This is a genomic window from Amycolatopsis sp. ATCC 39116, from assembly GCF_000231075.2.
In the GTDB taxonomy this organism is placed as follows: domain Bacteria; phylum Actinomycetota; class Actinomycetes; order Mycobacteriales; family Pseudonocardiaceae; genus Amycolatopsis_E; species Amycolatopsis_E tucumanensis.
Window position 1 is genome coordinate 112,220 of record NZ_AFWY03000010.1, and the last position, 26,231, is coordinate 138,450.

Sequence of the window (26,231 nt, forward strand, 5' to 3'; positions counted from 1 at the left end):
AGCGTCGGCAGCGTGACGAACAGGATAACCCGGGTGTCGAGACCCCAACGGGTGGTGACGGTGAAGGCGCCCGCCGTGCGGAACGCACTGGCGCGGAGTGGAACTCGCGTGCGCGAGAGTGGAACTCGGAGTCAGCGACGCGCCCGCCCACGGGCGGCGCACCTGCCCCGCGGTGCGGCAGCGCACCCGACCGGCCGCCCCACCGAGCCGCGCGGCCAGCGACGCACCCACTCCGCAGCGCGGTGGGCGGCAATCCGCCGCCGGTGGCGGCCCTGCGGGTGGTGACGGTGAAGGCGCCCGCCCGGCCGCACGTCCGCCCCGGCGGGTCGCGCGGCACCCGAGGCACTCCCGTCGAACCGTCCCGCGGGCGGTAACGACGAAGGCCACCCCGCCGCGGCGGGGTGGCCTTCGTGTGCCCCGGAAGTTACTTGTCCTCGGTCGGCAGCGGCGTGCCGGTCGACACCTTGTCCGTCGGGGCGTCGGCCTCCAGCGGGTCCGACTCGACGGCCGGCAGCGAGTCCGCACCGGGCGCAGGCGCGGGCTGCGGGCGGCGCTTGACCGCCGACAGCAGCAGCTGCGAGACGTCGACGACCTCGACCTTCTCGCTCGCCTTGCCGTCGTTCTGCCGCGCGGTCACACCGTCGGTGAGCATGACTCGGCAGAACGGGCAGCCGGTCGCGATCTTCGACGGCGCGGTGCCGAGCGCCTCGTCCACGCGCTCGACGTTGATCCGCTTGCCGATCTTCTCTTCCATCCACATGCGGGCGCCACCGGCGCCACAGCACATCGACCGGTCGCCGTGCCGCGGCATCTCGCGGAACTGCGCCCCCGACGCGCCGACCAGCTCACGCGGCGCCTCGTAGACCTTGTTGTGGCGGCCCAGGTAGCACGGGTCGTGGTAGGTGACGTCGTCGGCGATCGGCGCGACCGGCACCAGCCGCTTCTCCCGCACCAGGCGGTTGAGCAGCTGCGTGTGGTGCACGACCTCGAACTTCCCGCCGAGGTCCGGGTACTCGTTGGCGAGGGTGTTGAAGCAGTGCGCGCAGGTCGCGACGATCTTGCGGCTGCCCGCCTCCCGGCCCTCGAACACCGAGTTCAGCACCTCGACGTTCTGCTGCGCGAGCATCTGGAACAGGAACTCGTTGCCTGCGCGGCGGGCCGGGTCACCGGTGCACGACTCCTCCGGGCCGAGCACGGTGTACTTGACGCCCGCGATGTGCAGCAGCTCGGCCACCGCGCGGGTGGTCTTCTTCGCCCGGTCCTCGAACGCGCCGGCGCAGCCGACCCAGAACAGGTACTCGGTGTCGCCCAGCTCGCCGTCGAACACCGGCACCTCGAAGTCCAGGTCCTCGGCCCAGGCCATCCGGTCCTTGGCGTTCTGGCCCCACGGGTTGCCCTTGTTCTCCAGGTTCTTGAACATCCCGTTCAGCTCGGTCGGGAAGTTCGACTCGATCATCACCTGGTAGCGGCGCATGTCGACGATGTGGTCGACGTGCTCGATGTCCACCGGGCACTGCTCCACGCACGCGCCGCAGGTGGTGCACGACCACAGCACCTCGGGGTCGATGACACCGCCGTCGTCGCCGACCAGCGGGCGCTCGGCCTCGGCCAGCGCCAGCACGTCGATGCCGGCGTACGGGTTCTCGCCGGTCAGGCCGACCTCTTCACCCGTGACGTCCTTCTTGCCGCCCGCGAGCAGGTACGGCGCCTTCGCGTAGGCGTGGTCGCGGAGCTGGGTGATGACCAGCTTCGGCGACAGCGGCTTGCCGGTGTTCCACGCCGGGCACTGCGACTGGCAGCGGCCGCACTCGGTGCAGGTGGTGAAGTCGAGCCAGCCCTTCCAGCTGAAGTCCTCGATCTGGCCGGCGCCGAAGACGTCCTTCTCCGGGTCGGCCTCTTCGAAGTCGAGCGGCTTGCCCCCGCTCATCATCGGCTTCAGCGCGCCCAGCGCGGTGCCGCCGTCGGCCTCGCGCTTGAAGTAGATGTTGAAGAAGGCGCTGAAGCGGTGCCAGGCAACGCCCATGGTGAGCGTCTGGCCGACGATGTAGAGCCAGATCATGCCGGACAGCAGCTTGACCAGCGCGGTGATCGTGACGGCGACCGTGCTGGCGGGCAGGATCTCGGCGAGCGGCTTCGTGACGAAGCTCGTCCACAGCGCCGGGTCCTCGATGCCGCTGGAGATCTTGAACGCCTTCACGCCGAGGATGCCGAGACCCTCGACGATCACCACGGTCTCGACGAAGTAGGCCTGCTTGAAGTTCGACCCGGCGAAGCGCGACTGCCGGTCGGCGCGGCGCGGGTGGTTCAGCTGGCGGATGATCACCAGCGCGAGACCGCCGACGACGGTGCCGAGGCCGAGCAGTTCGGTGAGCAGCAGCCAGATGCTCCAGTTGCCGATGATCGGCCAGTGGAAGTGCGGGTCGAACGTCTCGCCGTAGGCCTCGAACCAGGACAGCGAGCCGATCAGGAAGCCCCACATGACCAGCCAGTGCCACGGGCCGACGTGGCGGAACTTGTTCATCCGCGTGTGGGCGGCGAACTCCTTGATCAGCGTCATGATGCGCGGCCCGAACGGGCCGTTGCGCGTCGCGTCCGGTTGACCGAGCCGGATGATCCGGACCATCCGGTACACGCCGGTGCCGAACATGATCCAAGCGACGATGCTTACGGCGACGCCGACCACGCCGAGCGTGATCTGCAGTGCACCCATGATCGGGGCCTTTCGTCCGTGATGTGGTGGGTTGGCGGGAGCCTAACCGGATTTACTCATGAGTAACCGATCGGCGCGAGTTGAGTCCCACGAGTGTGGCGTAGGACTCGCTGGATATCGGGACGATCGTACCGGTAGTTTGGCGGGATGGTCGCCTATCTGCTGCTCGCTCTGGCCATCGCGGCCGAGGTCACCGCCACTGTTTCGATGAAGTTGTCCGAGGGCTTCACCAAACTGTGGCCGTCGGTGATCGTCGTGGCCGGGTACCTCGTCGCCTTCGCGGCGCTGGCGAGCGTGTTGAAGCGCGGGATGCCGGTCGGGGTGGCGTACGCGATCTGGGCCGCGGTGGGCGTCGCGGCGGTCGCGATCATCGGCGTGCTGTTCCTGGGCGAGCCGGTGAACCCGACGATCGTCGCCGGACTGGCACTGGTCATCGGCGGTGTGGTGCTGATCGAGGTGGGTTCGGCGTGAAGCCCCAGCGCGACGGGCGGCGGGCCCGCGGCGAGAAGCGGCGGCAGGAGATCATCGACGCGACGCTGCGGGTGATCGAGCGGGACGGCGTGGCTGGGGTGACGCACCGGACGGTCGCGGCCGAGGCCGGGGTGCCGACGACGTCCACGACCTACCACTTCGAGACGCTCGACGACCTGCTGATCGCGACCCTGATCGCGTGCGCGCGCGACATGGCGACCGAGGTGTACTGGACGATCGACCGGGCCAGGTCGCGGGGCAGCCGGGGCGCGTCCGAGGTGGCGACGCTGCTCGCGGAGGCGCTGGGCCCGCGGCGGGGCCGGACGATGGCGGAGTACGAGCTGTACCTGCTGGCCGCGCGCCGGCCGGAGCTGCGGCCGGCGGCGCGGCGGTGGCTGGACGTGCTGACCACGATGGTGCGGCCGGACGACCTGGTGGCGCTGCGGGTGTTCCTGGCCGGGATCGACGGGCTGCTGATCCAGGGCCTGATCGACGACGAGCCGCCGACCGCCGAGGAGCTCCGGCCGACCGTGGAGTACCTGCTGAAACCCCGGTGATCAGCGCGGGACCGGCACCGTGTGGCGACCGCCGCGGTCGCGGTCACGCGTTCGGCCGCTGGGTGCGTCGCGCCGACCAGCACCGGGTTCCGCAGCAGCGCAGGTCGACCAGCGGCGGGGCCATCCGGCGCTCCACCACCGGGAAGGCGAGCGCCGTGACGGCAAGGCAGACCACGGTGGGCACCGACCACCAGGCCGCGCCTGCGGCACCCTGCACGACCCGGCCGACGACGACCATCCACCCGCCGCGCGCGAGCGCCATCAGGGCGCACGACACCACGAACAGCCCGAGACCCAGCACGAACATCCGGCGGCCCGAAGACGTCGCCGAGCGCGCCGGACCTCACGATCTCGCGGCCCCGACGAGCGCAGGCGGTGCCGAGCACCCCGCCGGTCTTCACCGCGCTGGTCGTGGACATCCCGCCTCCCGTGGTCCGGCGACCATGGCGGCCGCCGCCACGGCGCCTCATCCGGGGGTGAAAGGACTCAGCCCTTGTTCTCGTACACCGGCACGACCATCGCGCGCGCCAGCGTCGCCCCGAACATGTTGAAGCCAAGGAACGCGGGCGTCGCCGTCTCGGGGAGGTCCAGGGACTCCACGTTCAGCGCGTGCACGACGAAGAAGTAGCGGTGCGGCCCGTGCCCCGGCGGCGGCGCGGCGCCGAGGAACTGCCGCACGCCACCGTCGTTGGTCACCGTCACGGCGCCGGACGGCAGGCCGGACCCCGACGCGTCCCCGGCGTCCGACGGGAGCGAGGTCACCGAGGCCGGGATGTTGTACACCGCCCAGTGCCAGAACCCGCTGGCCGTCGGGGCGTCCGGGTCGTAGCAGGTCACGGCGAAGCTCTTGGTCTCGGCCGGGAAGCCCTCCCACGCCAGGTGCGGCGACCGGTCCTCGCCGCCCGGGACGCCGAAGATGCCGCTGAGGTGCGGCGCCGCGAGCGTCTCCCCGTCCGCCACGTCGTCGCTGCGCACCGTGAAGGCGGGCACCGACGGCAGGAACTCGTACGGATTCGGTGGTTGTGGCATCGATTCCTCCTCGTCACAGAGTGGCCGGTGATCACCCTAGTGCCGTTCGGGGTGACCCCCGGGACGAACCGGGGGCTTCCCTGATACCGGCGCGCCCCGCGCAGGCCATAGCGTGACCGGCACAGCAAAGTTCACTGGGGAGGACGCAATGCGCAAGCCGGCACTCGCGATAGGCGGGATCGCGCTCATCGTCGCCGGGATCGGGCTCGCACTGGGGTGGAACTGGAACTGGTGGCGCATCTCGGACCGCGCCGAGATCACCGAAACCGTCGCCCAGCCGGTCTCCTCGGTCCGCATCGACAACAACTCCGGTGACGTGCGGATCCGCGTCGAGGACACCGCCACGACGTCGGTCAACCAGGTCCTCCACTACGACGGCGACCAGCCCGCCCGCGCCTTCCGCCTGGACGGCGCCCAGCTGGTCCTCGACGGCTGCGGCGGGGACTGCACCGTCGACTACGAGGTGGTGGTCCCACGCGGGACCACCGTGACCGGCGAGGTCCGCTCCGGCAACCTCACCGTCTACGGGGTCGGCGCGGTCGACCTGGCCGCCAGTTCCGGCGACATCCGCGTCGAAGACGTCACCGGCCCGGTCACGACCCGCACCAAGTCGGGCAGCATCGAGGTCGACCTCGCCACCGCCCAGAACGTCCGCGCCGAGGCCCAGAGCGGCGACGTCCGCGTCGTCGTGCCCGCCGACCGCTACCGGGTCACCGGCGAGACCAGGAGCGGCGACCGGTCGATCGAGGTCGTCCAGGACCCGTCGGCCCCGTACGTCCTGGACGTCAGCACCTCCAGCGGCGACGCGAGCGTGAAGCAGGCATGATCCCGGCACTCGCCCTCGCCGCCACCCTGCTCGTCACACCCGCCGCCACCCCCGCCGCGCCCGCTCTGACCTGGCGCGACTGCGCCACTCCGCAGACCGCGCAGCGCCTGCAGTGCGCCGAGCTCGACGTGCCCGGCGCGACGCTGCGGCTGGCCCGCCTGCCCGCGCTCGACCCGGCCCGCCGCATCGGCTCGCTGCTGGTCAACCCGGGCGGCCCGGGCGGATCCGGGGCCGACGTCGTCGCGTACGGCGGGCTCGGCCTCGCCACGCCGGAGTTCGCCGAGCTCACCCGGCGGTTCGACGTCATCGGCTTCGACCCGCGCGGCGTCGGCGGCAGCACCCCGGCGATCACATGCGGCCCGGTGCACGACCCCGCGGTCAGCCGCTTCCCCGCCGACGACGCCGGCTACGCGCGGCTCGCGGCGCACAACCGGAACGCCGGCCTCGGCTGCCGCGGACCCCGCGACGTCGACACGGCCACCGTCGCCGAGGACGTCGAGCGGATCCGGCTCGCCATCGGCGAGGAGCGGATCTCCTGGCTCGGCGCCTCGTACGGCACCGAGATCGGCGCGCTCTACGCCGCCCGCCACCCGCACCACGTGCGTGCCATGGTCCTGGACGGCGCGGTCGACCACGCCCTGCCGATGCGGCAGGCCGTCCTCGACGCGGCCGCGGCCACCGAGGACGCCCTGCTGCGCTTCGCCCGGTGGTGCGCGAGCAACTGCGGCGACGACGACGTGCTCGCCCGCTACGACGCGCTCATGACCACCGGCGCGCCCTCCGCGCAGCTCGGCCGCAACGCCACGCCCGAGGAGCTGGCCGCGGGCGTCTACTCGCACCTCTACTTCCCGCAGCTGTGGCCGCGGCTGGCCGACGCCCTGCGCGCCGCGCCGGCGGACGCGAGCGCGCTGACCTCGGCCATGCCCTTCGGCTCGGCCGAGTACCCCGCCTACCGGGCCGTCGGCTGCCAGGACTTCCCGTCACCCTTCACCGGCCCGGCGGACCTGCGCCGGACGGCCGACCGGGTCCGGGAAGCCGCGCCGCACAGCTGGCGCTACTCCGAGTTCTGGGACTTCGCGTCGGGCTGCCTCGGCTGGCCCGTCCCGGCGGCGAACCCGCCGCACGCCGAGCCCGTTCGCGGGGCCCCGCCGATCCTGGTGGTCGGCGGGGAGCACGACCCGGCCACGCCGCTGACCTGGGCGCGCAGCCTCGCTTCCCGGATCGAGCGCAGCGTGCTGCTCACCGACCCCGAGGACGGCCACACCGGGGTCTACAACTCCGCCTGTGCGCGGTCCCACGAGGCGGCCTACCTGATTTCGGGTACGCCGGGAACAACACCGCAGACCCGCTCGTTACCCTGTCAGAAAGGTTGAGCGGGCAGCACTCAAGTCTGATTGACGCCCGACACGCGCCCGAGATAGAACTTGAGTACCACCCGCTCAACGCGGGCGCGAAACCGCAGCTCACCGGGGCTGCGCACACAGCATGACCAGGAGGGAACACACCATGGCGCGAGCGGTCGGCATCGACCTCGGCACGACCAACTCGGTCGTCGCTGTCCTGGAGGGCGGCGAGCCGACGGTCATCGCCAACTCGGAAGGCTCCCGCACGACCCCGTCGATCGTCGCGTTCGCCAAGAACGGCGAGGTGCTGACGGGCCAGCCGGCGAAGAACCAGGCCGTGACCAACGTCGACCGGACGATCCGGTCCGTGAAGCGGCACATCGGCACCGACTGGAAGACCGAGATCGACGGCAAGGCCTACACGGCCCAGGAGATCAGCGCGCGCGTGCTGATGAAGCTCAAGCGCGACGCCGAGGCCTACCTCGGTGAGGAGATCACCGACGCGGTCATCACCGTCCCCGCCTACTTCGAGGACGCGCAGCGGCAGGCCACCAAGGAGGCCGGCCAGATCGCCGGCCTGAACGTGCTCCGCATCGTCAACGAGCCCACCGCGGCCGCGCTGGCCTACGGCCTGGACAAGGGCGAGAAGGAGCAGACCATCCTGGTCTTCGACCTCGGTGGCGGCACCTTCGACGTGTCGCTGCTGGAGATCGGCGAGGGTGTCGTCGAGGTGCGCGCCACCAGCGGTGACAACCACCTCGGTGGTGACGACTGGGACCAGCGCATCGTCGACTGGCTGGTGGACAAGTTCAAGGCCAGCCACGGCATCGACCTGACCAAGGACCGGATGGCGCTGCAGCGCATCCGCGAGGCCGCGGAGAAGGCGAAGATCGAGCTGTCCAGCTCGAGCAGCGCGAACATCAACCTGCCCTACATCACGGTCGACGCGGACAAGAACCCGCTGTTCCTGGACGAGACGCTGTCCCGCGCGGAGTTCCAGCGGATCACCTCCGACCTGCTGGACCGCACCAAGGCGCCGTTCAACAACGTGATCCGCGACGCCGGCATCTCGGTCGGCCAGATCGACCACGTGGTGCTGGTCGGCGGTTCCACCCGCATGCCCGCCGTCGCCGAGCTGGTCAAGGAGCTGACCGGCGGCCGCGAGCCGAACAAGGGCGTGAACCCGGACGAGGTCGTCGCCGTCGGCGCCGCGCTGCAGGCCGGTGTGCTCAAGGGTGAGGTCAAGGACGTCCTGCTGCTCGACGTGACCCCGCTGTCGCTGGGCATCGAGACCAAGGGCGGCGTGTTCACCAAGCTCATCGAGCGCAACACGACCATCCCGACGAAGCGGTCCGAGATCTTCTCCACGGCGGACGACAACCAGCCGTCGGTGCAGATCCAGGTGTTCCAGGGCGAGCGCGAGATCGCCGCGCACAACAAGAAGCTCGGCATGTTCGAGCTGACCGGCATCCCGCCGGCCCCGCGCGGCGTGCCGCAGATCGAGGTCACCTTCGACATCGACGCGAACGGCATCGTGCACGTCACGGCGAAGGACCTGGGCACGAACAAGGAACAGTCGATGACCATCACCGGTGGCTCCGCGCTGCCGAAGGAGGACATCGAGCGGATGGTCAAGGACGCCGAGGCGCACGCGGAGGAGGACCGCAAGCGCCGCGAGGAGGCCGAGACCCGCAACCAGGCCGAGACGCTGGTCTACCAGACCGAGAAGTTCGTCAAGGACAACGAGGACAAGCTGCCCGAGGACCTCAAGGGCAAGGTCAAGACCGCGATCGACGAGGCCAACGAGGCGCTCAAGGGCACCGACACGGCCAAGATCAAGGAAGCCATCGAGAAGCTGAACACCGCGTCGCAGGAGCTGGGCACCGCCCTGTACGCCAACGCGCAGCAGGCCGGTGGCGCCAACCCGGGCGCTGACTCGGGTGCGGCGGGCGCGTCCGGCGACAAGGGCGCGGACGACGTGGTGGACGCCGAGATCGTGGACGAGGACGAGAAGAAGTGACGGGACGCCACTCGAACGAGATCGACGAGCAGGAGCCGGTCACCGAGCCTCTGGTCGTGCGGGACCGGCGCAAGATCGACCCCGAGACCGGCCAGGTGCGGACCCAGCCGGAGGCTTCCGAGGCGCCTGCCGCGGAAGCCCCGGCGGCCCACGCGGGCCCGTCGCTCGGTGAGTCCATCGTGGACGACGCGGTGGCGGCTCCGTCCGAGGTCGAGAAGGAACTGGCGGAGCGCACCGCCGACCTGCAGCGCCTGCAGGCGGAGTTCGCGAACTACCGCAAGCGCGTCGACCGCGACCGCGAGGCCGTGGTCAGCGCCGCGAAGGCGTCGGTGGTGAACGAGCTGCTGCCGCTGCTCGACGACTTCGAGCGGGCCGAGCAGCACGGCGACCTCACCGGCGCGTTCAAGGCGGTCGCGGACAAGCTGGTCGCGAGCCTGCAGCGGATCGGGCTCGAGCCGTTCGGCGCGGAGGGCGAGCCCTTCGACCCGAGCGTGCACGAGGCCGTGCAGCACAACACCTCGCCGGAGGTGTCGGGGCCGACGGTGACGACGGTGCTGCGCCGTGGTTACCGGTTCGGCGACCGGACGCTGCGGGCCGCGCTGGTCGGCGTCACCGACCACGAGCCGGGCGAGGCCCCGGTCGAGGGTGAGCTCCCGGTCGAGCAGTTGTCGGATGAGAACGCACAGCAGTAACGAACAGGCGAGAGGAGGAGACGTCCGGTGAGTGCACGGGAGTGGATCGGTAAGGACTTCTACCGTGAGCTGGGCGTCTCCTCCGACGCTTCGCAGGACGAGATCAAGAAGGCCTACCGCAAGCTGGCGCGGGAGAACCACCCGGACGCCAACCCCGGCAACACGGAGGCCGAGCAGAAGTTCAAGGCCGTGTCCGAGGCCTACGGCGTGCTGTCGGATCCGGCCAAGCGCAAGGAGTACGACGAGGCGCGGCGGCTGTTCGGTTCGGGCGGCGGGCCGGGTGGCTTCGGCTTCCCCGGCGCGGGCGGCACCGGTGGTTTCGACTTCGGCGACATCTTCGGGCAGACCGCGGGCGCGGGCGCGCAGGGCGGTTTCGGCGGGCTCGGCGACATCCTCGGCGGCCTGTTCGGCCGGCGGGGCCAGCAGAACCCGGGCGCCCGCGGCCAGCGCGGCGCCGACGTCGAGACGGACGTGCGGATCGATTTCGCCGAGGCGGTGAAGGGCGCGACGCTGCCGCTGCGGCTGTCCAGCCCGGCGACGTGTTCGACGTGCCACGGCAACGGCGCCCGCCCGGGCACCACGCCGCGCACCTGCCCCACCTGCAAGGGCGCCGGGCTGGTGAGCCGCAGCCAGGGGGCGTTCGCGTTCTCCGAGCCGTGCCCGGACTGCCGTGGCCGCGGCCGGATCATCGACGACCCGTGCCCGGAGTGCGGCGGCGAGGGTGTCAGCACCCAGACGCGCACGCTGACCGTGCGGGTGCCTGCGGGTGTGGACGACAACCAGCGGATCAGGCTGGCCGGCCAGGGCGAGCCGGGCCGCGGCGGCGCGGCCGCCGGTGACCTGTACGTGCGGGTGCACGTGAACCCGGACCCGGTGTTCGGCCGGTCGGGTAATGATCTGACGATCACGGTCCCGGTGAGCTACCCCGAACTGGCTCTGGGTGCGACGATCACCGTGCCGACGCTGGACGGGAAGGTTTCGGTGAAGGTGCCCGAGGGCACCGGCAGCGGCCGGGTCCTGCGGGTGCGCGGCAAGGGCATCAAGAAGCGGGACGGTTCGCAGGGCGACCTGCTCGTCACGTTGCAGGTGGCCGTGCCGTCGCGGTTGGAGTCTTCGGAGCGGGAGGCGCTCGAGGCGTACGCCAAGATCGCCGAGAAGCACGACCCGCGCCCGGAGATCACGAAGCTGCTCCGCGAAAGGGGTTGATCTAGGTGTTCGGCGGGTTGCCGCACGGGGCCGACGAAGAGACGCCGGTCTTCGTGATCTCCGTGGCCGCTCAGCTGTCCGGCCTGCACGCCCAGACCCTGCGCTCGTACGACCGCATGGGCCTGGTCTCCCCGGGCCGGACCGCGGGCGGCGGGCGGCGCTACTCCATGCGGGACATCGCGCTGCTGCGTGAGGTGCAGCGCCTGTCCCAGGAGGAGGGCGTCAACCTGGCGGGCATCAAGCGGATCATCGAGCTGGAGAACCAGGTCGAAGCGCTGCAGTCCCGGATCGCCGAACTGACCGAAGAACTCGCCACCGCGTACGCCGCAGCCGAACAAGCCGCGGCGGCCGTGCACCGTTCCTACCGCAAGGACCTGGTGCCGATGAAGCAGGAAACCGCCCTGGTGGTGTGGAAACCACGCCGAAGGCGATAAACGACGAAGGGCCCCGCAGCACGCGGGGCCCTTCTTTCTTTCAGCAGAACGCGCTCTACGCCGCCTCGCGCCCCAAGTGCTCCGCGAAGAAGGCCAATACGCGCCGCCAAGCGTCCTCGCTGGCCTCCCGGTCATAGCTCATCCCGGCGATCTTCAGCAGCACATTGACCGGCCCGTGGAACTGATTGGCGAAACTGTGCCCAACCCCCGGGTACTCCTTGACGTCATGCGGCACCCCCCGAGCCGACAACTCCCGCTCCAGCTTCGCCGCGGCCCCACGCAAGGAAAAGTCCTTCTTCCCGAACGAAGCCACCACCGGGCAAGCACCGTCCAAAACGGACAAATCCTTCGGCAGCTGACCGTAGTACGGAGCCGACGCGTCGAACCCCCGGGAAGCCGCCACCAGGGCGAACCCGCCACCCATGCAGAATCCGACGATCCCGACCCGCCCGGTGCAGTCGGACCGCGCAGCCAGCAACGACCGCGCCGCGTCCAGGTCGTCGAACGCCCGCCCCTTCCCGGCCGCCAGCTCCTTGAACACCGACTTCACGCACCGCACGAGCCCGCCACGCGAGTACATGTCCGGCGACAGCGCGACATATCCGGCGGTGGCGAACCGGTCGGTGATGTTCTTCGCGTCCTGCGACAGGCCGACCGCGTCGTGCACGATCACGACCCCTGGCCACGGCGGCTCGCCCGAGACCTCCCTCTGCGGGGTGGCCAGATAGCCGCGGATGGTTCCGTCTGCGACAGGAATGTCCATCCGTCGCAGGCTAGTCGATCGTGAACGGGTCGTACCTGATCTGATCGAGTGCCGTTCCGGCCACCAGCATCCGGGAAACCGTCGCCCGGATCATCGCGGGCGAACCGGACACCAGCACGTCGTGGCCGGGCCACGCGCCGTACCGAGTCACCACGTCGGCCAGCGTGCCCTGCTCGCCGCCGACCAGGCCCGGCCCGTTCTCCACCACCGGCGTCACCGTCAGCCACGGGTTGCACGACGCGACCATCCGCAGCCCCTCCAGCGCGTACAGGTCCTCGCGCGTCCGGCCGCCGTAGAACAGGTGCACCTTCGGGTTCTCGCCCCACTGGCCCAGCTCGTCGAGCATCGCCTGCATCGGCGCGACACCCGTGCCGCCCGCGACCATCAGCACGTCCCGGCCGCTCTCCCGGTCCACGCCCAGCGTCCCCAGCGGCGGCCCGAACCGCCACACGTCACCGGCCTGGGTGTGGCTGACGATCGCCCGCGACACCCAGCCGCCCTCGATGGCGCGGATGTGGAACTCCAGCGAGCCGTCGGGGCGCGGGGCGTTCGCCGGCGACAGGTACCGCCACAACCGCGGCCGCTGCGGCACCTCGACGCTCAGGTACTGCCCCGGCCGGAACGGGATGTGCTGCTCCGGCTCCAGCCGCACCATCGCCAGGTCCCAGCTCAGCCGCCGGTGCTCGGCCACCCGCGCCGACCAGTTCGGCGGGTTCGTGTCGGTGGCCGCGGCCTCCTGCATCTGCCGGGCGATGATCGTGAACGCCTCCGCCCACGCCCGCTCGACCTCGTCGGTCCAGTCCGGGCCCAGCTGCGTCTTCATCGCCGCCAGCAACGCGGTGCCGACCGCCTCGTAGTGGCCCGGCACCACGCCGAACTTGCGGTGGTCGCGCCCCAGCTGCCGCAGGAACGGCACCAGGTCGTCGGGCTGGTCGACCATCTGCACGACGTGCACCAGCGCGCGCACCATGCGGTTGCGCTGGACCTCCATGTTGATCGGGAAGAAGTCCCGCGTCGCGGGCGCGAGGGTGAACAGCATCCCGTAGAAGAACTGCGTCACCTCGGGCAGGTACGGCTCCGCCTTGACCCAGGAGTCCCGGATCAGGCGCACCATCGCGGTGACGGCAGGGGGCGCCTCCCGGTGCACGGACCGGGGAACGGGGCTGACGGGGTCGGCTGTCATGGGATCGGGGCTGCTCCGTAGTGCGCGTTCATGCTCGCCGTCGATTATTCATGAACACGCAATAGCACGTGAGCGTGTGAAAAGATCATGAATAATCCACCCTACTCGGTTAATCGTAGCCAGGTAATGCGAACACGATCCGTCGCAGGGTAACCGCCTCCGTCGCAATCCTCGCGAAGTTGCTCCTTCCGGGTGGTTCGGAGATGCCCTCCATCAGTGGGACAAGTCACCAACTTAGATAGTTGTGGCATACAACTACTGCTCCTATAGTTGTATGTGACAACCAACCAGGAGGTGGGTCCATGGGGGACCGCGACGAGAAGGCCGTCCAGCTGATGCGCGAGCTGCGCGCGGCCGGCCAGCTGCAGCACGCCTGGATCAACCAGTCCTGGCAGCGCGAGCACGACGGCCTGCACCCCGCGGCCGCCATGCTGCTGTCCGATCTCAACGTGCACGGCGAGAGCCGCCCGTCGGACCTCGCGAAGCGCAAGATGGTCGACATCTCGGTGATCAGCAGGCAGATCGGCCAGCTGGCCGCCGCCGGGCTGGTCGAGCGCAGGCCGGCGCCCGAGGACGGGCGCGCCAGCCTGATCAGCCTCTCCGAAGCCGGCCGCGCCGAGCTCGAGCGGTGGCGGCAGCTGCACGTCGACTTCATCCGGCGCGCGCTCGCGGACTGGTCCGACGACGAGGTCGAAGCACTCACCGCCCGGTTGACCCTGATGAACCAAGGACTGCGCGAGGCCCTCGGCCAGACGCCGGTCACCTGCCCGCCGGACCCGGCGGCGGAGAAGAGGAAGTGATCCCCGAAGTGAGCACGACAGCGAACCAGGAGGCGATGACGCGGCGCCAGGTCGGGCGCGCGTTCGTCGGCCTGCTCCTGGCACTGCTGGTCGCCGTGCTGTCCTCCACGATCGTCTCGAACGCACTCCCGACGATCCTGGCCGACCTCGACGGCTCGCAGAGCCAGTACACGTGGGTGGTCACCGCCACCCTGCTGGCGTCCACGGCGAGCACCCCGATCTGGGGCAAGCTGTCGGACCTGTTCAGCAAGAAGATGCTCTACCAGCTGTCGATCGTGATCTTCACGGTCGGCTCGGTGCTCGGCGGCATCTCCCAGTCCATGCCCGAGCTGATCGCGTTCCGCGCCGTCCAGGGCCTCGGCCTCGGCGGCATGCAGGCGCTGATCCAGGTCGTGATCGCGGCGATGATCTCGCCGCGGGAACGCGGCCGCTACAGCGGTTACATCGGCGCGGTGTTCGCGCTGGCGACCGTCGCCGGCCCGCTGCTCGGTGGCGTGATCGTGGACTCGCCGCTCGGCTGGCGCTGGAACTTCTGGATCACGGTCCCGGTCGCGGTGGTCGCGTTCATCGTGCTGGGCAAGACGCTGCACCTGCCGGTCCTCAAGCAGCAGGTGAAGATCGACTGGCTGGGCGCGACCCTGCTCGTCGGCGGCGTCTCGCTGCTGCTGATCTGGGTGTCGCTGGCGGGCAACAGCTTCGCCTGGTGGTCCTGGTCGACCCTGTTCTACGTGCTCGGCGGACTGGTCGCGCTGGCGCTCGCGGTGTTCGTCGAGTCGAAGGTGCCGGACCCGGTGGTGCCGCTGAAGTTGTTCCGCAACCGCACCTTCACGCTGGCCGTGATCGGCAGCCTGTCGGTCGGCACGGCGATGTTCGGCGGCGCGGTGTTCCTCGGGCAGTACTACCAGCTCGCCCGCGGCTACTCGCCGACGCACGCCGGGCTGATGACCATCCCGATGATGCTGGGGCTGTTCCTGTCCTCGACCATCTCGGGCCAGGTCATCTCGCGCACCGGCAAGACCAAGGCGTGGATGCTCGGCGGCGCGGTGCTGCTGGTGGCGAGCCTGTTCCTGCTCAGCACGATCGACCACCAGACCAACCTGGTGCTGATGGGCACCTACCTGGCGCTGCTCGGCCTCGGCGTCGGCACCCTGCTGCAGAACCTGGTGCTGGTCGTGCAGAACACCGTCGCGATGAAGGACATGGGTTCCTCGTCCTCGGTGGTGACCTTCTTCCGCACGCTGGGCGGTTCGGCCGGGGTGTCCGCGCTGGGCGCGCTGCTCGCGGCGAAGGTCAGCAGCCACGTGTCGAGCGCGCTGGCCGCGCTGGGCATCCAGGGCGGATCGGCAGGCGCGGGCAGCAGCCTGAACCTGGCCGCGCTGCCGGAGCCGATCCAGTCGATCGTGCGGGCCGCCTACGGCGACAGCATCGGCTCGATCTTCTTCGCAGGCGGGATCGTCGCGATCGCGACGCTGATCGCGGTGGTGCTCATCAAGGAGGTCCCGCTGCGCCGCAGCATCGACCTGACCGAGAGCACCGAGGCGGTCGCGGCCCCGGTCACCGGTCCGGCCGTCCACGGCGTGGTGACCGGCCCGTCGGGTCGTCCGCTGGCCGGTGCCGCGCTGACGCTGACCGACTCGTCCGGGCAGCAGGTGGCGCGGACGCTGACCGCGGCCGACGGCAGCTACCGGCTGCCGGCCCCGCCGAACGCCATCTACCTGCTGATCACCTCGGCGGCCCGGTTCCAGCCGAGCGCCGTGATGGTCACGGTCGACGGGCAGCCGGTGCGCCGGGACGTCGAGATGAGCGGCGCCGGTGGCCTCAGCGGTGTGGTGCGGTCGAGCGCGGGCCAGCCGGTCGGCGGCGCGACGCTCGTGCTGACCGACGACCGGGGCGAGGTGGTGTCGTCGGTCGTCACCGGTGGCGACGGCTGGTACCACTTCGACGACGTGCCGGGCGGCGTGCACACGCTGACCGTCACGGCCGCCGGTCACCAGCCTGCCGCGGTGCCACTGGCGACCACCGAGGGCGAGCAGGCCACGCACGACGTCGAACTCGGGCTCACCGCCCGGCTCGGCGGAGTGGTTCGCGCCGGCCGGGACGACCGCCCGGTCGCCGAGGCCCAGGTGACGCTGCTCGACGCGGGCGGCGAGGTGGTCGCGATGACGCTGACCGACGAGGACGGCCGGTACTCCTTCAGCGACCTCCCCGCGGGCGACTACACGCTCGTGACCAGCGGATACGCCCCGGTCGCGGCGCCGCTGGAAGTCGTCGCGGGCGCCCCGCTCTCGCGTGACGTGGAGCTGACGCACCCGCGCTGACCCGCGAACTACAGACCCGCGAAGACCGCCTCAATCCCCCGGGAGGCGGTCTTCGTGCTTTTCCGGGGCGGCAGCGTCACGACACGGCGGCCGGGGCGGCGGCCCGCAGCGCCGCTTCGACCCGGCGGTTGCTGGTCATGGACGCCGTGACGGCGGTCATCGCCAGTAGGAGGACGGCCGCGGCGTAGAGCGGGGTGCGGACGTCGTAGGTGGTGGCCAGCCAGCCGCCGAGGAAGGCCCCGAGCGGGGCGGCGCACATGGCCAGCATCCGGGAGGTGGAGGCGACCCGGCCCATGAGGTGGGCCGGGACGATGGCCTGCCGGAGGGAGGGTCCGAGCACCATCGTGGCGCCCATGCCGGCCCCGCACACGGCGAGCGCCAGCCCGGCCAGGTACGGGTTCGACGCGGTGGCCAGGCCCAGGATGGCGAGCCCCTCGACGGCGGCCGTGCAGGTCAGCGCGGTGCCGGTGCCCAGGCGCCTGCCCAGCGGGGAGGCGATGGCCGCACCGAGCAGGCCGCCGGTGGCCTCCGCCGTGAGGAGCAGGCCGAAGCCGGCGGTGCCGATGCCGAGGCGGTCGTGCGCGAAGAGGGCGAGAACGGTCTCCACGGCGAGAAAAGCGACGTTCCCGACCGCCGGGCGGAGCGCGAGCCCGAGCAGCACGCGGTCCCGGAAGACGTAGGAGGCGCCGGCCCGCGCCTGCCGGAGCAGCGACTCGCGGACCTCCGGCACGGGCCTGGGCATGGCGGGCAGCGTCCGCACGAGCAGTGCGGAGAACAGGAACGACACCGCGTCGGCGACCAGCGGGACGGCCCGCCCGAGCGCGAGCAGCGCACTGCCCGCGGGCGGTCCCGCGAAGCCGGACATGGCGGTCTGGGCGCCACGCAAGCGGGAGTTGGCCCGCTCCAGGAGCGCGGGGTCGCGGCGGAGCAGGTCCGGCAGGTAGGCCGAGGCCGCCGTATCGAAGAAGAGCCCGCCGAGGCCGAGCAGGAAAGCGACGATCGCGAGCAGCGGGATGGACTGCAGGTCGAACACCGCCGCCGCGGCGGGGATTGCGAGCAGCACCGCGCGTGCCGCGTCCGCGACCCACATCGTGCGGCGCCGGTCCCAGCGGTCCACCAGCGCACCGCCGAGCACCCCGAAGAGCAGCCACGGCAGCGTTCCCGCGGCCGTCACGACGGCGAGCGCCATCGGCTCCCGTGTCAGCGTCAACGCGATGAGCGGCAACGCGGCGTGCGTGACCCCGTCGCCGAGCGAGGAGATCGTCTGCGCGGTCCACAGCCGGCCGAACCCGGTCGGCAGCGTCTTCCGGACGTCCGAGGTCATCTGGCGCCTCCTTCGGGCTTGGCGCCCTGGGCCGGGTGGAACAACGCGAAGACGAGCGAGGTGTCCGGCAGCGACGGATCGGACAGCTTCCGGTACTCGTCCGCCAGCGCGTGCAGCCGCGCTCCCAGCTCCGCGAACTGCTCGTCGGTGAGCCGCAGGTGCGCCATCCGCACGTGCCGCTCGCCGTCCGCGGGCGATGCCTCCAGGTCCGCCACGGCGTGCCGCATCAGCACGTCCGGCCCGCCCTCGCCCGGATCAGGCAGCTCGATGCTCCGCGCGGTCATCGCGTAGTACCGCTCGACGACCCCGCGGACCTTCCGCGTCCGCACGACCTTCACCAGGCCGGCCTTCTCCAGGAGCCGCACGTGGTAGCTGGAACTCCCCTTCGCCAGACCGACCCGCTCGGCGATCTGCGTGATGGTGGCCGGCTCGAAGCGGAGCACGGCCATGATCCGGTGGCGCGTCAGGTTGGACACGGCGCGCAGTTGTTCGTCGGTGGTGACGCGGAACGTCTCGGACTGATCATCGGCAGGCATGCCAGCAATGGTCAACGATTCTTGACCATTGCGCAACGGGAAAAATCAGGGTTGAGCGGAACACACTCAAGTTTGTTGACGTTGTAGATGTCGAGGGACCTGGAGGAAGGTCTCCGGCAGGCATGCGACATGGAGTGTGGGATGGACGCTTTCAACCCGACGACGAAGACCCAGCAGGCGATCTCGTCGGCGGCGCAGGCGGCGACCGTGGCGGGCAACCCCAGCGTCACCGCCGCACACCTGCTCGGCGCGCTGCTGGCGCAGGGCGACGGGCTGGCCGGCCCGCTGCTGACGGCGGTCGGCGCCGATCCGCGGCAGGTGCACAAGGAGCTGGAGCCGATCACGCAGGGGCTGCCCTCCGCGACCGGCGCGACCGTGTCCACTCCGCAGTTCGACCCGCCCGCGGTGAAGTCGCTGACGCACGCCCAGAAGCTCGCGACCGAGCTCGGTGACGAATACGTCTCCACCGAGCACCTGATGGTCGGCCTCGCCGCGGAGGGCGGCCAGGTGGCGGACCTGCTCAAGCGGCACGGCGCCACCCCGGACGCGCTGCGCGAGGCGTTCACCAAGGTGCGCGGCTCGGCCCGCATCACCAGCCCCGACCCCGAGGGCACGTTCAAGGCGCTGGAGAAGTACGGCGTCGACCTGACCGACCGCGCCCGCAAGGGCGAGCTGGACCCGGTGATCGGCCGCGACGCGGAGATCCGCCGCGTGGTCCAGGTGCTGTCGCGGCGCACCAAGAACAACCCCGTCCTGATCGGCGAGCCGGGCGTCGGCAAGACCGCGATCGTCGAGGGCCTCGCCCAGCGGATCGTGGCAGGCGACGTGCCGGAGTCGTTGCGCGGCAAGCGGGTCGTGGCGCTGGACCTGGGTTCGATGGTCGCCGGCGCGAAGTACCGCGGCGAGTTCGAGGAGCGGCTCAAGGCCGTCCTCAAGGAGATCACCGAGTCGGCGGGCCAGGTCATCACGTTCATCGACGAGCTGCACACCATCGTCGGCGCGGGCGCGACCGGCGAGGGCGCGATGGACGCCGGGAACATGATCAAGCCGATGCTCGCGCGCGGTGAGCTGCGCATGGTCGGCGCCACCACGCTCGACGAGTACCGCCAGCACATCGAGAAGGACGCCGCCCTGGAGCGGCGCTTCCAGCAGGTGCTGGTCGGCGAGCCGTCGGTGGAGGACACCATCGGCATCCTGCGTGGCCTCAAGGAGCGCTACGAGGTGCACCACGGTGTCCGCATCACCGACGCCGCGCTGGTGTCGGCCGCGACGCTGTCCGACCGCTACATCACCGCGCGCTTCCTCCCGGACAAGGCGATCGACCTGGTCGACGAGGCCGCGTCCCGGCTGCGCATGGAGATCGACTCCCGCCCCGTCGAGATCGACGAGGTCGAGCGCGCCGTGCGGCGCCTGGAGATCGAGGAGATGGCGCTGTCCAAGGAGGAGGACCCGGCCTCGATCGAGCGGCTGGCCGCGCTGCGCGCCGAGCTGGCCGAGAAGCGCGAGGAGCTCTCCGCGCTGACCGCCCGGTGGCAGAACGAGAAGGGCTCGATCGAGAAGGTCCGCGAGCTGAAGGAGCAGCTGGAGCAGCTGCGTGGCGAGGCCGACCGGGCCGAGCGCGACGCCGACCTGGGCCGCGCCGCCGAGCTGCGCTACGGCAAGATCCCGGCGCTGGAGAAGGACCTGGAAGCCGCGCAGCGCAACACCGCGAACAGCTCGTCCGGCGCCGACGTCATGCTGAAGGAAGAGGTCGGCGCGGACGACGTGGCCGACGTGGTGAGTGCGTGGACCGGCATCCCGGCCGGCCGCCTGCTCGAAGGCGAGACCGGCAAGCTGCTCCGCATGGAGGAGGAGCTGGGCAGGCGGGTGGTCGGCCAGCGCGAGGCGGTCCAGGCGGTGTCGGACGCGGTGCGCCGCACGCGCGCCGGTGTCGCGGACCCGGACCGGCCGACCGGTTCGTTCCTGTTCCTCGGCCCGACCGGTGTCGGCAAGACCGAGCTGGCCAAGGCGCTGGCGGAGTTCCTGTTCGACGACGAGCGCGCGATGACCCGCATCGACATGAGCGAGTACAGCGAGAAGCACAGCGTCGCGCGGCTGGTCGGCGCTCCCCCGGGGTACGTCGGCTACGACCAGGGCGGCCAGCTGACCGAGGCCGTCCGGCGGCGGCCGTACTCGGTGGTGCTGCTGGACGAGGTCGAGAAGGCGCACCCGGACGTGTTCGACGTGCTGCTGCAGGTGCTCGACGACGGGCGGCTGACCGACGGCCAGGGCCGCACGGTCGACTTCCGCAACACGATCCTGATCCTGACCTCGAACCTCGGTTCGCAGGCGATCGCGGACGCCTCCCTCGACGAGCAGCAGCGGCGGGACGCGGTGCTGTCCACGGTGCAGCGGCACTTCAAGCCGGAGTTCCTGAACCGGCTGGACGACATCGTGGTGTTCCACTCGCTCGACACCGAGCAGCTGACGTCCATTGTGGACATCCAGGTCGCGAAGCTGGCCACCCGGCTGGCGCAGCGCCGCCTGACGCTGGACGTCACCCCCGGCGCCCGCGACTGGCTCGCGCTGAACGGGTTCGACCCGATCTACGGCGCCCGTCCGCTGCGCAGGCTGGTGCAGTCGGCGATCGGCGACCAGCTGGCGAAGAAGCTGCTGGCAGGCGAGGTCCGCGACGGTGACACGGTGCGCGTGGACGTGCCGGACCTGAACGCGGGCGACACGCTCGTGGTCACCCGGGCGGACTAACGGGTTGCGACACGGGCCGCTGACCTTGGTTCAGCGGCCCGGCGCGCTACCCTCACCCTCGTGGGTATTCCGGCGTGGGTCTGGTTCGTCATCGCCGCCGTCGCACTGGTGGCGGGGCTGCTGCTGCTCGCCGTCGACCGGACCAGGGAGGGCTCCCGCAACCGGGAGCGGATGCGCTGGTCCGACCTGCGCGGATGGCAGTTCGTGGAGGAGGACGAGCGGCTCGTCCGGCAGTGGTCCGGCGGCGCGCTCGGGTACTTCCGCGCCGAGACGGCGGTCAACGTCGTCGTCGGCTCGACCTTCACCGCCGACGGCCGCCGCCCGGTGTTCGTGTTCGACATCGAGGCCGACGGCCAGATCCCGGCGGTCGTGGTCGCCGTGCGCTGCAACCGCGTGCACCCGGTGCTCGTCGAGCTGTGGCTGGCGAGCGTGCCGTTCCAGCGCGCGGACATGCCGGAGCTGCTCGGTCCGGTGGGCCAGCGCTACGCGTTCGCCGACGACCCCGAAGGCGCCCGCGCGGTCATCACCCAGGAACTCGTGGACGCCGCCGACGCGCTCGGCGGTGACGTCGGCGTGGCGTGGCTGGAGAACGAGTGGGTGCTCGCCAGCGTCGCGCCGCAGGCCGGGCCGTCCCGGCTGGAGCGCCTGCTCCGCGACCTCGGCGAGATCGCCGACATCGTGGACCCGTTCGACGAGGAGTACCCGGCGGCCGGTCGTCACTGGCAGCCCGGCCAGTCCGAGCAGCCGGGCCTGAGCACGCCGCCGCCGGCCGGGCCCGCCCAGTGAGCACCGCGCTCGTCACCGGCGCGACCGCCGGGATCGGCGCCGCGTTCGCGCGCCGGCTCGCCGAGGAGGGTTACGACCTGGTCCTCGTCGCCCGCAACGCGGAGCGGCTGGAAGCGCTTGCCGGTGAGCTGTCGCGGCGGCACCGGATCAAGGCGGTCACGTTGCCCGCGGACCTCGCTTCGGCGGAGGGCCGGGCGGCCGTCGAGCAGCGGCTGGCCGCGGAGCCGGTCGACATGCTGGTCAACAACGCCGGGTTCGGCCTGGCCGGCGAGTTCTGGACCGCGCCGGTGGACGAGCTGCAGGCGCAGCTGGACGTGAACGTGACCGCCGTGCTGCGGCTGACCCGCGCGGCCCTGCCCGGGATGATCGAGCGCGGCCGCGGCGACATCATCAACGTGTCCAGCGTGGCCGGTTTCTTCTCCGGCCGCGGCTCGACGTACACGGCGAGCAAGAACTGGGTCACCTCGTTCACCGAGGGCATCGCGGCGGCGCTGCCTGCCGGCATTCGGATGACCGCGCTGTGCCCGGGTTTCACCGAGACCGAGTTCCACGAGCGGGCCGGACTGGAGAAGCCGGGCCCGAAGGCGTTCTGGCTCAAGGCCGACCGGGTGGTCGCCGAGGGCCTTGCCGACCTGCGGCGCGGGAAGGTCATCTCCATCCCGTCACCCCAGTACAAGACCATCGTCGCCATCGGCGGCCTGCTGCCGCGCGGCCTGCTGCGGCGGATCAGCAGCCTCGTCGCGGGGCGCGACCGCACCTGAGCCGCACCTCTCAACGCGCGGCGCCGTAGTCCTCGACGCGGACCAGAGCCCGCACGCCCAGGCGGGACCGGGGAACCAGGGTTCTCGCCGCCCTGAGCGCCGCCGCGCGGCTGCCCCGCACGTGCTCCGCCATCGCCCGCTCGTACGCGGGGAAGGCGCGCTCGTGGTCGCCGCCCGCCCGCGCCAGCTCTCCCGCGAGGACGTACGCGCCGACGACGGCCAGGCTGGCGCTGCCACCGACGGCCGGGCCGGGACAGTAGCCCGCGTCGCCGACGAGCGTCACCCTCCCCCGGGACCAGGTTTCCATGCGGAGCCGGGTGATCGAGTCGAAGTCGACCTCGGCCTGATCGACCGCGTGCTCACCTGGCGCGATCGGCTGGTGAGGCTGCTGCAAGGTCCCGAGCCCACCCTGGAGCAGGCCGCCCGCGCGGTGATCGCGTTCGGCGGGATCCAGGACTGCACCGTCCTGTTCCCCGATGTGCCCCAGGACGCGTTGCGCCGCGTTGCCGTGGACGGCGCGTGCGCGGCCCTGGGGCTCGGGACCTGACCCGCTTCACAGGCTGTGCGCGTGGATGTCGCCGTAGTCCGTGGTCGCGCGGATCGTCAGCCCGGCGGTCCCGTCGTTGCGGACCGCGTTGCGGATCCGGCCGAAGCTGGTGCCCGCGTCCAGCGAGGCGGAAACCCCCGCGGCGGCGCCGATCGACACGTCACCGGCCTCGGTGCGGAGCACGACCTCGCCGCGCTCGGCCTCGGCGATGCGGATGTCGCCCTTGCGGGTGCTGATCCGCGCGGAGCCGGTCAGGCGGCCGACCGTGACGTCGCCTGCCTGCGTCTCGACCCGGACGGCCGCCGCCTCGTCGAGTTCGATCTCGCCGTGCGCGCCCTCGACCACGACCTCGCCGAGCCGCCCGGTGCCACGCAGATCGAGGCCGGCGCCGGTCGCCTCGACGCGCGACCCCACGGGCAGCTGTACCGTCACCGCGACGAAGCCGGAGCTGCCGAGGACCTGGTTCCCGGCCGGGCCGGCGATCCGCAGCACGCCGTCGGCGTAGGCCACGGTCGTCTGCTCGGCCGCCCGCACGTCACGCCTCTTCGCGGCGTCCCCCGGCCGGACCTCGACGGTGGTGTCGGCCCGGTCGGCGGCCACGAACCGGATGCTCCCGGCGGGGATGTCGGCGACGGCGGCGATCGGGGCGGCGGTGTCGAAGTTCTGCATCGTGCTCTCCTGTGCTCGTTGTTCCTGCTGTCGAGGACAACTTTCGCCGGGAGCGCTGACACCGGGCCGCCACCGCGCTGACGCCGCCGCTGACACCTACGCGAACTTCTCCGCCACGGCGCGTATCGAGGCCTCCGACCAGGTGAGCTCACCGGACCGGAGCGCCGCCAGCAGGCGGTCGACCCACTTCAGCTCCGCCTCGCGAACGGCGATCGAGTACTCCTCGTCCAGGAGGAACAGGCGCGGGAGGCCGGGAACCGCCTGGAGTGCCGCGCGGTCGGCCGCCAGCGAGGCGGACAGCTCGGCCGCACGGTCGGACAGCCGGGCGAGCGCCTCGTCCGGGGTCAGGACCATGAGGGTGGCGAGCGCTGCCGGGAACTCCGGGAACTCGCGCGCTGGGCTGCCGAGCATCTCGGCGGTCCACTCGCGGAGGGCCGCCCGGCCGGCGTCGGTGATCTCGTAGACGGTGCGCTCGGGACGGCGCTCGTCGCGCTCGGTCTCCCGGACGGCGATCAGCTCGGCGCGCAACAGGCGGTCGATGGTCTGATACACGCTGTTGCGCTGCGCAACGTTCGCGATCCGGTCCTTGCCGCGCTCCTTGATCAGCTCGCGCATGCGGTACGGGTGCATGGGCTGCTCAGCCAGCAGGGAGAGCAGCACGAGTGCCAGCACGGACCGCCGATGAATGCTCCTCGCCACGCCAACGACCTTAACCGCCGCCTTGACTCGATAGTCATGATATGTATAGTCATGTTATGACTATCAAGGCACTGGTGATCGGCGGCGGCATCGCCGGTCCGGTCACGGCGATGGCACTGCGACGGGCCGGCATTGAGGCGACCGTCTACGAGGCGTACAACCGTGGCGCGGACGGCGTCGGAGCGTTCCTGACCCTGGCAGTCAACGGCGTCGCGGCGCTCGGCGCCCTCGACCTGCAGGCGGTGGTGCGCGACAAGGGGTTCGCGACCACGAAAATGTCCATCGGCATGGGCGGGAAGAAACCCATGGCCGAGTTCGGCTTCGGCGCCGCGTTGCCCGACGGGACCGGCACGCACACCATCAGGCGGGCCGATCTCTACGACTCGCTGCGCGACGAGGCGGTGCGACGCGGCGTGCCGACCGAGTACGGCAAGCGGCTGGTCGCCGCCGCCCCGGAGGCCGGCGGCGTGACGGCCACCTTCGCCGACGGCAGCACCGCGCACGCCGACCTGCTGATCGGCGCCGACGGCCTGCGCTCGACCGTACGGACGATCATCGATCCCGGGGCGCCGCCGCCCCGGTACGTGCCATTGCTCAACACCGGGGGCTACGCCAGGGGGCTGCGGCTCGACGTCGAGCCCGGCGAGATGCACATGGTGTTCGGACGCGGCTGCTTCTACTCCTACGTCGTCCACCCCGACGGCGACGTGTGGTGGTTCGCGAACCCGCGCCAGCCTCGGGAGCAGACACGCGAAGAACTGGCCGCCGTCACCGCGGACGAGTGGCGCGCCCGGCTCCTCGACCTCTTCGCCGAGGACGACGGTCCCGCCCGCGATCTCGTGACCGCCACCGACGAGATCTTCGCGGGCTGGAACACCTACGACTTCCCGAAGGTGCCGGTCTGGCACCGGAACCGCATGATCATCGTCGGCGACGCGGCGCACGCCACCTCACCGGCTTCGGGCCAGGGCGCGTCGATGGCCATCGAAGACGCGGTCGTGCTCGCGAAGTGCCTGCGCGACGCCGGCGACGTGCACGACGCGTTCACCACGTACGAATCCCTGCGCCGCCACCGGGTGGAACGCGTGGTGGCGCAGGGCAAGCACAATGGCGACGGCAAGACACTCGGTCCGGTGATGCGGCACCTGCTCCCGTTGCTGTTCAAGCTGTACCGGCCGGGACCGGAAGCAATGGACTGGCTGTACGGACACCGCATCGACTGGGACTCGCCGGTCAGCCCATGCTCTTCTGGCCGTCCAGGGATTCGCGGATGATGTCGGCGTGGCCGGCGTGCTGCGCGGTCTCGGCGATGATGTGCATCAGCACGCGCCGGTTCGACCACTCCGTGTCGGTGAACCACGGCGCCTTCGGCAGCTCGTGGCTCGCGTTCAGGTCGATGGTGCCGACCAGCTCGTCGGTGCGGCGCGCGACCGCTTCGTACTCGGCGATCACGCCGGCCAGCGTCTCGTCCGGCAGCAGCTTGAACTCGTTCTCCCGCTGCTTGAAGTCCTCCTCCGTCATCTCCTCGAAGTTCGGCATCGCGGGAGCGCCCTCGACGAGGAAGTTCGCCCACCCGCGCTCGACCGAGGTCACGTGCTTGATCAGCCCGCCGAGGCACAGCTCGCTCGCCGTGGTGCGCTGCCGGGCCTGGTCGTCGGTCAGGCCGCGCGTGGTGAAGGTCAGGAAGAACCGGTGCTTCGCCAGCATGGCCAGCAGGTCCGCGCGCTCGCCGGTGACGGTCTCGGTGGAGGTCATTTCGGAGTCCCTTCGTCGTCGTTGAGACCAAGGTAGAACGCCTTGCGGCCACTTTTT

Annotated in this window: 26 protein-coding genes; 15 read left to right on the forward strand and 11 right to left on the reverse strand. The window is 71.2% G+C overall.

The features are described 5' to 3' along the window. Positions 1–424: 424 nt before the first annotated feature. Complete coding sequence (locus tag AMY39116_RS0314500; protein ID WP_020418359.1) at positions 425–2,710, reverse strand: (Fe-S)-binding protein; 2,286 nt, start codon at positions 2,708–2,710, stop codon at positions 425–427. 147 nt (positions 2,711–2,857) lie between these two features. Here AMY39116_RS0314500 and AMY39116_RS0314505 point away from each other — a divergent pair, with 147 nt between their 5' ends. Continuing rightward, positions 2,858–3,181 carry a multidrug efflux SMR transporter gene (locus tag AMY39116_RS0314505; RefSeq protein WP_020418360.1) on the forward strand — a complete coding sequence of 108 codons (324 nt, stop codon included), beginning with the start codon at positions 2,858–2,860 and terminating at the stop codon, positions 3,179–3,181. Further along, complete coding sequence (locus AMY39116_RS0314510) at positions 3,178–3,738, forward strand: TetR/AcrR family transcriptional regulator (RefSeq protein WP_020418361.1); 561 nt, start codon at positions 3,178–3,180, stop codon at positions 3,736–3,738. Before AMY39116_RS0314505 ends, AMY39116_RS0314510 begins: the two co-directional genes overlap by 4 nt. A gap of 43 nt (positions 3,739–3,781) precedes the next feature. Here AMY39116_RS0314510 and AMY39116_RS46105 read toward each other — a convergent pair whose 3' ends face one another. Together AMY39116_RS46105 and AMY39116_RS0314520 are read right to left on the reverse strand one after the other, a co-directional pair. Next, positions 3,782–4,045, reverse strand: a complete 264-nt coding sequence (locus AMY39116_RS46105) for a hypothetical protein (RefSeq protein WP_020418362.1) — start codon at positions 4,043–4,045, stop codon at positions 3,782–3,784. 179 nt (positions 4,046–4,224) lie between these two features. Then, complete coding sequence (locus tag AMY39116_RS0314520; RefSeq protein ID WP_020418363.1) at positions 4,225–4,767, reverse strand: YbhB/YbcL family Raf kinase inhibitor-like protein; 543 nt, start codon at positions 4,765–4,767, stop codon at positions 4,225–4,227. 148 nt (positions 4,768–4,915) lie between these two features. Here AMY39116_RS0314520 and AMY39116_RS0314525 point away from each other — a divergent pair, with 148 nt between their 5' ends. From AMY39116_RS0314525 to AMY39116_RS0314550, 6 genes are all read left to right on the forward strand, one after another. Then, entirely contained in the window at positions 4,916–5,593 is a 678-nt protein-coding gene (locus tag AMY39116_RS0314525) for a DUF4097 family beta strand repeat-containing protein (protein WP_020418364.1), read from the forward strand. Next, positions 5,590–6,966: an alpha/beta hydrolase gene (locus tag AMY39116_RS42850; RefSeq protein ID WP_020418365.1), complete on the forward strand. Its 1,377-nt coding sequence runs from the start codon at positions 5,590–5,592 to the stop codon at positions 6,964–6,966. Before AMY39116_RS0314525 ends, AMY39116_RS42850 begins: the two co-directional genes overlap by 4 nt. A 133-nt stretch (positions 6,967–7,099) precedes the next feature. After that, complete coding sequence (dnaK, locus tag AMY39116_RS0314535) at positions 7,100–8,956, forward strand: molecular chaperone DnaK (protein WP_020418366.1); 1,857 nt, start codon at positions 7,100–7,102, stop codon at positions 8,954–8,956. Further along, on the forward strand, positions 8,953–9,648 hold the full coding sequence (grpE, locus tag AMY39116_RS0314540) for a nucleotide exchange factor GrpE (protein WP_020418367.1): 696 nt from the start codon (positions 8,953–8,955) through the stop codon (positions 9,646–9,648). Before dnaK ends, grpE begins: the two co-directional genes overlap by 4 nt. Before the next feature lie 27 nt (positions 9,649–9,675). After that, positions 9,676–10,854 carry a molecular chaperone DnaJ gene (gene dnaJ / locus AMY39116_RS0314545; protein ID WP_020418368.1) on the forward strand — a complete coding sequence of 393 codons (1,179 nt, stop codon included), beginning with the start codon at positions 9,676–9,678 and terminating at the stop codon, positions 10,852–10,854. A 5-nt stretch (positions 10,855–10,859) separates the two neighbouring features. Beyond that, on the forward strand, positions 10,860–11,288 hold the full coding sequence (locus AMY39116_RS0314550; RefSeq protein ID WP_020418369.1) for a heat shock protein transcriptional repressor HspR: 429 nt from the start codon (positions 10,860–10,862) through the stop codon (positions 11,286–11,288). A 55-nt stretch (positions 11,289–11,343) separates the two neighbouring features. Here the strand turns inward: AMY39116_RS0314550 and AMY39116_RS0314555 are convergent, their stop codons facing one another. Both AMY39116_RS0314555 and AMY39116_RS0314560 read right to left on the reverse strand, forming a co-directional pair. Beyond that, positions 11,344–12,051, reverse strand: coding sequence for a dienelactone hydrolase family protein (locus tag AMY39116_RS0314555; protein ID WP_020418370.1), 708 nt, complete (start codon positions 12,049–12,051; stop codon positions 11,344–11,346). 10 nt (positions 12,052–12,061) lie between these two features. Next, positions 12,062–13,234: a globin domain-containing protein gene (locus AMY39116_RS0314560; protein WP_193354354.1), complete on the reverse strand. Its 1,173-nt coding sequence runs from the start codon at positions 13,232–13,234 to the stop codon at positions 12,062–12,064. 302 nt (positions 13,235–13,536) lie between these two features. Here AMY39116_RS0314560 and AMY39116_RS0314565 point away from each other — a divergent pair, with 302 nt between their 5' ends. Beyond that, positions 13,537–14,034, forward strand: a complete 498-nt coding sequence (locus tag AMY39116_RS0314565; RefSeq protein WP_020418372.1) for a MarR family winged helix-turn-helix transcriptional regulator — start codon at positions 13,537–13,539, stop codon at positions 14,032–14,034. 35 nt (positions 14,035–14,069) lie between these two features. Next, positions 14,070–16,352, forward strand: coding sequence for an MFS transporter (locus AMY39116_RS0314570; protein WP_235716132.1), 2,283 nt, complete (start codon positions 14,070–14,072; stop codon positions 16,350–16,352). 76 nt (positions 16,353–16,428) lie between these two features. Here AMY39116_RS0314570 and AMY39116_RS0314575 read toward each other — a convergent pair whose 3' ends face one another. Further along, positions 16,429–17,676 carry an MFS transporter gene (locus AMY39116_RS0314575; RefSeq protein WP_020418374.1) on the reverse strand — a complete coding sequence of 416 codons (1,248 nt, stop codon included), beginning with the start codon at positions 17,674–17,676 and terminating at the stop codon, positions 16,429–16,431. Next, positions 17,673–18,212: a transcriptional regulator gene (locus AMY39116_RS0314580; protein WP_020418375.1), complete on the reverse strand. Its 540-nt coding sequence runs from the start codon at positions 18,210–18,212 to the stop codon at positions 17,673–17,675. The genes AMY39116_RS0314575 and AMY39116_RS0314580 overlap by 4 nt, the downstream gene beginning before the upstream one ends. 141 nt (positions 18,213–18,353) lie before the next feature. On the opposite strand from AMY39116_RS0314580, the gene clpB reads away from it, so the two are divergent. Genes clpB through AMY39116_RS0314595 form a run of 3 tightly spaced genes read left to right on the forward strand, consistent with a single transcriptional unit; the run spans position 18,354 to position 22,504 of the window. Then, positions 18,354–20,957: an ATP-dependent chaperone ClpB gene (gene clpB, locus AMY39116_RS0314585; protein ID WP_020418376.1), complete on the forward strand. Its 2,604-nt coding sequence runs from the start codon at positions 18,354–18,356 to the stop codon at positions 20,955–20,957. 60 nt (positions 20,958–21,017) lie between these two features. Beyond that, complete coding sequence (locus AMY39116_RS0314590; RefSeq protein ID WP_020418377.1) at positions 21,018–21,743, forward strand: hypothetical protein; 726 nt, start codon at positions 21,018–21,020, stop codon at positions 21,741–21,743. After that, the gene (locus tag AMY39116_RS0314595) at positions 21,740–22,504 is read left to right on the forward strand and encodes an SDR family oxidoreductase (protein WP_020418378.1); all 765 of its coding nucleotides are present in this window, start codon (positions 21,740–21,742) and stop codon (positions 22,502–22,504) included. The genes AMY39116_RS0314590 and AMY39116_RS0314595 overlap by 4 nt, the downstream gene beginning before the upstream one ends. Positions 22,505–22,514: 10 nt before the next feature. On the opposite strand, the gene AMY39116_RS45450 is transcribed toward AMY39116_RS0314595, so the two are convergent. Beyond that, complete coding sequence (locus tag AMY39116_RS45450) at positions 22,515–22,898, reverse strand: hypothetical protein (protein WP_020418379.1); 384 nt, start codon at positions 22,896–22,898, stop codon at positions 22,515–22,517. Here AMY39116_RS45450 and AMY39116_RS42855 point away from each other — a divergent pair. Then, positions 22,884–23,051, forward strand: coding sequence for a hypothetical protein (locus AMY39116_RS42855; protein ID WP_020418380.1), 168 nt, complete (start codon positions 22,884–22,886; stop codon positions 23,049–23,051). The two genes, AMY39116_RS45450 and AMY39116_RS42855, sit on opposite strands and share 15 nt — an antisense overlap. Positions 23,052–23,057: 6 nt before the next feature. Here the strand turns inward: AMY39116_RS42855 and AMY39116_RS0314610 are convergent, their stop codons facing one another. Together AMY39116_RS0314610 and AMY39116_RS0314615 are read right to left on the reverse strand one after the other, a co-directional pair. Beyond that, complete coding sequence (locus AMY39116_RS0314610) at positions 23,058–23,720, reverse strand: DUF4097 family beta strand repeat-containing protein (protein ID WP_020418381.1); 663 nt, start codon at positions 23,718–23,720, stop codon at positions 23,058–23,060. A gap of 96 nt (positions 23,721–23,816) precedes the next feature. Further along, on the reverse strand, positions 23,817–24,419 hold the full coding sequence (locus AMY39116_RS0314615; RefSeq protein ID WP_027935923.1) for a PadR family transcriptional regulator: 603 nt from the start codon (positions 24,417–24,419) through the stop codon (positions 23,817–23,819). A 56-nt stretch (positions 24,420–24,475) separates the two neighbouring features. On the opposite strand from AMY39116_RS0314615, the gene AMY39116_RS42860 reads away from it, so the two are divergent. Further along, the gene (locus AMY39116_RS42860; RefSeq protein WP_020418383.1) at positions 24,476–25,693 is read left to right on the forward strand and encodes an NAD(P)/FAD-dependent oxidoreductase; all 1,218 of its coding nucleotides are present in this window, start codon (positions 24,476–24,478) and stop codon (positions 25,691–25,693) included. On the opposite strand, the gene AMY39116_RS0314625 is transcribed toward AMY39116_RS42860, so the two are convergent. Continuing rightward, positions 25,653–26,174 carry a DinB family protein gene (locus AMY39116_RS0314625; RefSeq protein ID WP_020418384.1) on the reverse strand — a complete coding sequence of 174 codons (522 nt, stop codon included), beginning with the start codon at positions 26,172–26,174 and terminating at the stop codon, positions 25,653–25,655. The two genes, AMY39116_RS42860 and AMY39116_RS0314625, sit on opposite strands and share 41 nt — an antisense overlap. Positions 26,175–26,231: the final 57 nt, after the last annotated feature.

What these genes read in the sequence shown, in the direction of transcription:
- AMY39116_RS0314500 (WP_020418359.1), bottom strand. Translation starts at nt 2,710, where the DNA reads ATGGGTGCACTGCAGATCACGCTCGGCGTGGTCGGCGTCGCCGTAAGC.
- AMY39116_RS0314505 (WP_020418360.1), top strand. Translation starts at nt 2,858, where the DNA reads ATGGTCGCCTATCTGCTGCTCGCTCTGGCCATCGCGGCCGAGGTCACC.
- AMY39116_RS46105 (WP_020418362.1), bottom strand. Translation starts at nt 4,045, where the DNA reads ATGTTCGTGCTGGGTCTCGGGCTGTTCGTGGTGTCGTGCGCCCTGATG.
- AMY39116_RS0314520 (WP_020418363.1), bottom strand. Translation starts at nt 4,767, where the DNA reads ATGCCACAACCACCGAATCCGTACGAGTTCCTGCCGTCGGTGCCCGCC.
- AMY39116_RS0314525 (WP_020418364.1), top strand. Translation starts at nt 4,916, where the DNA reads ATGCGCAAGCCGGCACTCGCGATAGGCGGGATCGCGCTCATCGTCGCC.
- AMY39116_RS42850 (WP_020418365.1), top strand. Translation starts at nt 5,590, where the DNA reads ATGATCCCGGCACTCGCCCTCGCCGCCACCCTGCTCGTCACACCCGCC.
- dnaK (WP_020418366.1), top strand. Translation starts at nt 7,100, where the DNA reads ATGGCGCGAGCGGTCGGCATCGACCTCGGCACGACCAACTCGGTCGTC.
- AMY39116_RS0314555 (WP_020418370.1), bottom strand. Translation starts at nt 12,051, where the DNA reads ATGGACATTCCTGTCGCAGACGGAACCATCCGCGGCTATCTGGCCACC.
- AMY39116_RS0314560 (WP_193354354.1), bottom strand. Translation starts at nt 13,234, where the DNA reads ATGACAGCCGACCCCGTCAGCCCCGTTCCCCGGTCCGTGCACCGGGAG.
- AMY39116_RS0314565 (WP_020418372.1), top strand. Translation starts at nt 13,537, where the DNA reads ATGGGGGACCGCGACGAGAAGGCCGTCCAGCTGATGCGCGAGCTGCGC.
- AMY39116_RS0314570 (WP_235716132.1), top strand. Translation starts at nt 14,070, where the DNA reads ATGACGCGGCGCCAGGTCGGGCGCGCGTTCGTCGGCCTGCTCCTGGCA.
- AMY39116_RS0314575 (WP_020418374.1), bottom strand. Translation starts at nt 17,676, where the DNA reads ATGACCTCGGACGTCCGGAAGACGCTGCCGACCGGGTTCGGCCGGCTG.
- AMY39116_RS0314580 (WP_020418375.1), bottom strand. Translation starts at nt 18,212, where the DNA reads ATGCCTGCCGATGATCAGTCCGAGACGTTCCGCGTCACCACCGACGAA.
- clpB (WP_020418376.1), top strand. Translation starts at nt 18,354, where the DNA reads ATGGACGCTTTCAACCCGACGACGAAGACCCAGCAGGCGATCTCGTCG.
- AMY39116_RS0314610 (WP_020418381.1), bottom strand. Translation starts at nt 23,720, where the DNA reads ATGCAGAACTTCGACACCGCCGCCCCGATCGCCGCCGTCGCCGACATC.
- AMY39116_RS42860 (WP_020418383.1), top strand. Translation starts at nt 24,476, where the DNA reads ATGACTATCAAGGCACTGGTGATCGGCGGCGGCATCGCCGGTCCGGTC.
- AMY39116_RS0314625 (WP_020418384.1), bottom strand. Translation starts at nt 26,174, where the DNA reads ATGACCTCCACCGAGACCGTCACCGGCGAGCGCGCGGACCTGCTGGCC.